Genomic DNA, 6,670 nt, shown 5'->3' with positions numbered 1-6,670 from the left:
ACCCCGGCGCCTCCCACCGGAACGGGAAACATACCCGGCCGGACCCGGCCGGCAGACCGGCGAGCAGCCGAAAAAGTCCAGCGGACGCGGTGCGATGACCCTGGGCCGAGCCAGCGGGACCATGGCAATCGGCACGGTCGCCTCCCGGGCCTCGGGGTTCCTGCGGACAGTGGCGATCGCGACGGCCATCGGCACAGGCGCGGCCGGGGACGCCTACAACGTCGCCAACACGACCCCGAACATCCTCTACGATCTGCTGCTCGGCGGAGTGCTGTCCAGCGTCATCGTGCCGGTACTCGTCCGGGCCACCAAGGACGACCCCGACCGGGGCGAGGCGTTCGCCTCCTCGCTGCTCACCCTGGTGGTGCTGGCGCTCGGTGGGGCGGTGCTGGTCGCGATGGTGGCCGCCCCGCTCATCGTCAGCGCTTATCTCGCCGCCGGCGGCGCTGAGCGTGATCTCGCCGTGACGTTCCTGCGCTGGTTCCTGCCACAGGTGATCTTCTACGGCCTGGGCGCCACGATCGGGGCGATCCTCAACGTACGGCAGTCGTTCGCCGCGCCGATGTTCGCGCCGGTGCTCAACAACCTGATCGTGATAGTCACCTGTGCGGCGTTCGTCCTCGTGCCCGGACCGAGGCCGCCCACGGTCGGCGGGATCAGCGATGCCCAGGTCACGGTGCTGGCCGCCGGTACGACCCTCGGTGTTGTGATCATGACGCTCGCCCTGTTGCCGTCGCTGCGGGCGGTCGGCTTCCGCTACCGGCCGCGGCTGGATCTGTCCCACCCGGGGCTGCGCCAGGCAGTACGCCTGGCCGGCTGGACGCTGCTCTACGTGGCGGTCAGCCAGATCGGGTACCTGGTCATTGTGCGGCTGTCCAGCTCCGCAACGGCATATACCGTCTACACGTACGGATATCAGATCTTCCAGCTACCCTACGCAATCATCGCCGTATCAGTGATCACAGCGCTACTGCCACGGATGAGCGCGCATGCCGCCGACAATCGGCGCGACCTCGTCCGTCAAGATCTTTCCACCGGAATGCGCCTGGCCGCGGTCGTGATCGTGCCCGCGGCGCTCATGTTGCTCGCGCTGGGACGCCCGATCGCGGTCACGGTCTTCAATCACGGCGCCGTGAGCTACGCCGGCGCCCTGCGGATCGGCGACACCCTCTCGGCCTTCGCCGTCGCCCTGGTGCCGTTCTCGTTGTTCCAGGTGCAGCTGCGTGCCTTCTACGCCCATCAGGACAGCCGTACACCCGCGCTGATCAACGTAGGCGTCGTGGCTACCAATATCGTTTGTGCGCTTGCGCTGAGCTCGCTGCTGCCCGAGAAACACCGCCCGGTTGCGCTGGCGCTCGCCTTTGCCGCTTCCTACCTGGTAGGTGTCGCCGCGTCGTCCACGCTGTTGCGGGCCCGTCTCGACGGCATCGACGGCGGGCGGATCTCTCGCATGCTCACCCAGGTGACCATCGCCGGAGGCCTGAGCGCGGTGCTGGCGGCCGTGGTTGCCTGGGGAGTGCGCGTGATCATCGGTACTGGCTGGCTCGGATCCGGCGTAAGTGTGCTCCTCGCCTGTGCGGTTGGGGTTATGATCTATCTCACGGCTATTGTCAGGATGCGACTGGCGGAGATGGCGGCGCTTGTCACGACCGTTCGTGGTCGGTTCGGTTCCCGATCGGCGCACTGATCCCAATCGCGACTGGTGCAATCACCGATCGCCAGGCCGGAGACTCGTACACTGAACAGGCCGCATCCGGCTACGACAGCCGGGCGCGCCGGTGATGACGGAGGCACAGTGGTCGACGGGCACAACCGACCGCCGTTGGCTGACGTCAATGAAGATGTGACGAGCAGCTCGACCCGCGGGGCCGATACCATGGCTGTACCCGCTTCCTCCCCGCAGCCTCCGGACGAGACCGGCCCAATGCCGCCGCCGGGGCCTGACACGCTGCCGATCAAGACCATGCTGGACGGCCGGTACCAGCTGCTGTCAGTGATGCACACACGTGGTCCGGTCACCCTGTGGCGTGGCGACGACCGCATCCTCGCCCGTTCCGTTGCCGTCCGCGTGGTGCAGCACTCCAAGCCGGATGCGCGTGACTCCGCGGCTGCGGCACGTGATCGAGCCGCCGAGATGCTGCTGTCCGCCGCCATCGGCTCCGGCCGGCTGGTTCATCCGGGCGCGGCGTCGACCTACGACGCCACCTCGACCACTACCGACACCGGCCCGGTGTCCTACGTGGTGAGTGAATGGGTGGAAGGCGTCTCCCTGCAGACGCTGTCCGCCGAAGGCCCGCTGCGGCCAGACCAGGCCGCCACGGTGATGCTGGCCGTCGCGCGGGTACTGGCCGCCGCGCACGAGCGTGGCATCCACCACGGCGACCTGCGGCCCAGCGATGTCATCATCTCCGGGCACGGCATGGTCAAGGTGGTCGACCTCGGCACCGGTTCCGTCGTCGCCGCGCTGGAGAAGGGCGCCCACAGCCAGGCCGAGCCATGGGCTGACTCGGCCGACCTCGCCACTGACGATGTCCGGGCAATGGGTGGTCTGCTGTATTCGGCGCTGACCGGACGGTGGCCACTGAAACGCGAATGCGGGTTGCCCACGGCCCCGCGTACCAGTGACGGACGGACATGCTCACCGCGCCAGGTCCGGGCGGGCGTGCCGCGGAACCTCGACGCGCTCACCCTCGCCGTCCTCGGGGACGATCGGGCGAGCCGCCCGCCGATCGCATCCGCCGCGGAGCTCGCCGAGGCGCTCGAGGAGATCGCGCCACCCGAAGGCACCCTGGACCTCGGCCGGGTCCGCATCGACGACGAGCCGCCGATGACCCGGGCCATGACTCCCGGGCCCATCACCTCGGGGTACGCCACTGCCGGGTACGCGGCGGACGCTGCCGGGGTGGGCCCAACCGGCGGTCACGCGAGCGGCGGGTACCGCGGCGGCAACGACGGGGGCGCCTATCCGGTCAGTGGCGGCCGTCTCGACAACGGTGCCTATCCGGGCGGAGGCCTGGGCCGACTGCCCGCGCGGCAGCGCGGCGCGGCCCGGCGCCGCGGCGAGTACGGCTCGCCCTACCGCCAGGGAGCCTTCGCCTCACCACGCCGCGTCCTGGCAATCATGGTCGCGCTGCTGATCACCCTTACTCTGATCATTGTTGCGGCGATCGTGCTGACCCGGCAACCGCAGCAGAAAACCCCGGCCCCGCCGGGGCCGACCGCGTCACCGACCACTCCGGTAGGTGTCCTTCTCCCGCCCCCGACCGCCACCGCGTTCGACCCCCAGGGGACGGACGGCGACGAGAACAACAGCGAAGCGCCGAAGGCGGTGGATGGGAACGCCGCCACGGCTTGGACGACGAGTGGCTACAACAACACCGACGGCAGGCAGTTCGGCGGACTCCCCAAGTCCGGGGTAGGTCTTCGGCTGGACTTCGGCCAGCCTGTCACTATTCGTAAAATGACAGTTACATTTGGCGGCGGTCCAACCTCGTTCGAGCTGCGGGCCGGCGACGCGGTCGTCAACGACGTGAACAGCTATCCGGTCGTCGTCGGCGAGACCACCGCCGCGGCCGGCACAGCCGACGTGCCGGTACCGGCCGCGGCCGGTACCCACCGGTACTGGGTTGTGTGGCTGACCAAACTGCCGACGGTCTCCGACGGACGATTCAAGGGGTCGATCGTCGACATGTCCTTCCACTCCTGAAGCCGCGGCCCACCCGCACGTCGTCCCATGACCTCTTCCGAGCCGCCTGCGGCCGAGCCGTTCACGGTGGACATCGACGACGCCGCGCCCGTCCCGGCGACGGACCGGACCAGGCGGGATCAGGAGCTGCTCCGCCGGCACGCCGCCGGGGACCCGGAGGCGTTCGCCGCGCTGGTTCAGGCCCACGGCAACCGCCTGTGGACGGTCGCGGTCTGCATGCTGCGGGACCGCGAGGACGCCGCTGACGCCGTCCAGGAGGCCATGCTCTCGGCCTGCCGGGGTGCTGCCGCCTTCCGGGGGGAAGCGTCGGTGGCGACGTGGCTGCACCGCATCGTGGTCAACGCCTGCCTGGACAGGCTGCGCCGCCGTGCGGCCCGACCGCAGGTCCCATTGCCCGCGGACGGCAGGGGCGAACTGGCCGAACCACGCGATGTCATCGCTGAGGGCGAGACCCGGCTGGCCATCCACGCCGCGCTTGGCCAGCTGCCGGAGGCACTGCGGCTCGCCGTGGTACTCGTCGACGTCCAGGGGCATTCGGTCGCGGACGCCGCCACGCTGCTCGCGGTGCCGGTGGGCACAGTGAAAAGCCGGTGCGCGCGAGGGCGCGCAAAACTGGCTGTAATGCTCGACTACCTGTGTCCCGGGAACCCTGCGGCCTTCGATTCCGTCAGTGAGAGCAGGCACGTTAATGCGTCCGAAGCGGCCGGAGGAGGTGATCGGCAATGATAGCTGATCAACATCCGGATGTTGAGCGCCTCGACGCCTACGCCGAGGGCAACGCCGACGTCGACGGCAACGGTTCGTCATCCGGCGTGGCGCTGCATATCGGAGCCTGCCCGCAGTGCCGCGAAACCGTGACCGCGCTGCGGCGGGTGCGCCGGGATCTGGCGGCGCTCGCGTCGGTGACCATGCCTGAGGATGTCGCTGAAAGGCTGCGCGCCACTCTGGTTTCGGAACGGAACGGCCGGTTGCCCGGCGGCCGCGACTCGGCTGCCGGGCAACCGCCCCCATCCGGCTCATGGCGACCGGGCCGGCATCCAGGCCGCATCCACGGCCGGCTCAGCAGCCGGCTCAGCAGCCGGCTCAGCAGCCGGCCCACGCGGATCCCGGCCTGGTTCACGGCGGCGACCTGTCTGATCATTGTTGTGGGCATGGTCGGCCTCATGGTGGCGCTGGCCCGCCAGCCCGGCCAGAGCGTGGCCAGTGCGAGCGGCGGCGAGTTGCCAGCACCACTGACGACACCGTTGCCGGCGCGGGCTCCCGGCGCGGACGCGGGAGACAGGTCCGCCGGTGAGGCCGCGTCCGCGCCGGTCTCGGACGCGGCCGGGCCCGCCATCCTCGCGCACACCGGACACCCGGTGAGCATGGCCGAAATTCCCCAGCACGCGCTCGATCTGGTAACCGGGCGGATACCGGGCACGTTGCGGGCACCGCTGCGTGCATATGACGCCGCCACGGCCGGCCCATCCACCGCGGTCGCCGCTGTCATCACCGAACTGACCCGGCCTGATCTGCGCCTGTGCTATCTCAGCCTGGCCACGCAGATAGGCGGGAGCATCGCGGCCCTCGATCTGGTGACCTTCAACGGCCAGCCAGCCGTCCTGGTCGTCCTGTCCGTCCCGACCGCCGCCGACCGGCTCCGAGTGATCGTGCTCGACGAACGGTGCAGCGTCACCAACCTGGCGGCAGCCCTGTGGTACAGCACAACCGCCTCCCAGTAATGCTCTTTTCTCGGTCGCTACCGGCGCGATGATGTCCTTACGCTCCTGACCGGGCCGAGCCGGAGTGTGACCGATTCCCCGGGAATCGGGTGTGCGGCGGAACGGTTGTGGCATGCGCACGGCCTCGCCGGCAGCCGTCGGCGACCTGAAAGGACAGGTGGAGATGTGACCGCGCAGAGCAACGGGAATGGATCGAACAGTCCGGATGTGCACGACGTCGTGATCATCGGATCCGGCCCGGCCGGCTATACCGCGGCGATATACACGGCACGCGCGAACCTGCGCCCGCTGGTCTTCGAGGGGGCCGTCTCAGCCGGAGGCGCGCTGATGACCACGACAGAGGTGGAGAACTTCCCGGGCTTTCCCGAGGGCGTCCAAGGCCCCGAACTCATGGAGAACATCCGCGGCCAGGCCGAACGGTTCGGCGCGGAGCTCGTGGCCGACGACGTCACCGCGGTCGACCTGCGGGTTGACCCAAAGATCATAACCGTGGCGGATGAGACCCACCTGGCCCGCACCGTGATTATCGCCACCGGTTCGTCCTACCGCATGCTGGGCATCGCGGACGAGGCCCGCCTCCTTGGGCACGGCGTGTCCGCATGCGCGACCTGTGACGGGTTCTTCTTCAGGAATCAGGACATCGTCGTCGTCGGCGGCGGTGACTCGGCGCTGGAGGAGGCAACGTTCCTGACCCGCTTCGCCCAGTCCGTGACGATCGTCCATCGCCGGGACCGGCTGCGGGCAAGCGCGATCATGCAGGAACGCGCCAAAGCCAACCCTAAGATCCGCTTTCGCTGGAACTCGGTGGTCGTGGCCATCCGCGGCGAGGACAAGGTCACCGGCATCCAGGTGCGCGACACCATCACGGGGGAGACCGCGGAGATCCCAGCGACCGGCCTGTTCGTCGCCATCGGCCACGAGCCCCGGTCGGAGCTTGTCCGCGGGCAGCTCGAATGTGACGACGCCGGGTACATCATGGTGGACCACCCTTTGACCAGCACCAGCCTTCCGGGTGTCTTCGCCTGCGGCGACGTCGTCGACCACATCTACCGGCAGGCCATCACAGCGGCGGGCACCGGCTGCGCGGCGGCGCTGGACGCGGAGCGTTGGCTGGCCGCGCGGGAAGACGGCGGCGAACCCATACCGCGGGTACCCGCGGAGGCTGTCGCGCCGTAGGAGCGCCCGGCAACATGGTGTGGATCAATGAGCGGAGCTGGGGTGCGGGCATCGCGAGGCGGCGGAG

Annotated in this window: 5 protein-coding genes; all 5 read left to right on the top strand. The window is 69.4% G+C overall.

Annotated features, from left to right (window positions below; all coding sequences use genetic code 11):
• Positions 1 to 1,687 (top strand): murein biosynthesis integral membrane protein MurJ (murJ, locus tag MJ785_RS10780; protein ID WP_370652918.1); only part of this gene is annotated, 1,687 nt, incomplete at its 5' end.
• Positions 1,688 to 1,795: 108 nt separating this feature from the next.
• Entirely contained in the window at positions 1,796 to 3,706 is a 1,911-nt protein-coding gene (locus MJ785_RS10775) for a protein kinase family protein (RefSeq protein WP_239380638.1), read from the top strand.
• Between the two features lie 27 nt (positions 3,707 to 3,733).
• Positions 3,734 to 4,432, top strand: coding sequence for an RNA polymerase sigma factor SigM (gene sigM, locus MJ785_RS10770; protein WP_239307951.1), 699 nt, complete (start codon positions 3,734 to 3,736; stop codon positions 4,430 to 4,432).
• Complete coding sequence (locus MJ785_RS10765; RefSeq protein WP_239380637.1) at positions 4,429 to 5,427, top strand: anti-sigma factor; 999 nt, start codon at positions 4,429 to 4,431, stop codon at positions 5,425 to 5,427. Before sigM ends, MJ785_RS10765 begins: the two co-directional genes overlap by 4 nt.
• 165 nt (positions 5,428 to 5,592) lie before the next feature.
• Positions 5,593 to 6,603, top strand: coding sequence for a thioredoxin-disulfide reductase (trxB, locus tag MJ785_RS10760; protein WP_239307953.1), 1,011 nt, complete (start codon positions 5,593 to 5,595; stop codon positions 6,601 to 6,603).
• Positions 6,604 to 6,670 lie beyond the last annotated feature (67 nt).

This window comes from Protofrankia sp. CiT1 (genome assembly GCF_917627335.1).
In the GTDB taxonomy this organism is placed as follows: domain Bacteria; phylum Actinomycetota; class Actinomycetes; order Frankiales; family Frankiaceae; genus Protofrankia.
The sequence above is the reverse complement of the archived record's forward strand: the minus strand, read 5'-3'. Positions and strand labels throughout refer to the sequence as shown.

Coding starts and splice junctions, on each gene's coding strand:
- sigM (WP_239307951.1), top strand. CDS start 3,734: ATGACCTCTTCCGAGCCGCCTGCGGCCGAGCCGTTCACGGTGGACATC.
- MJ785_RS10765 (WP_239380637.1), top strand. CDS start 4,429: ATGATAGCTGATCAACATCCGGATGTTGAGCGCCTCGACGCCTACGCC.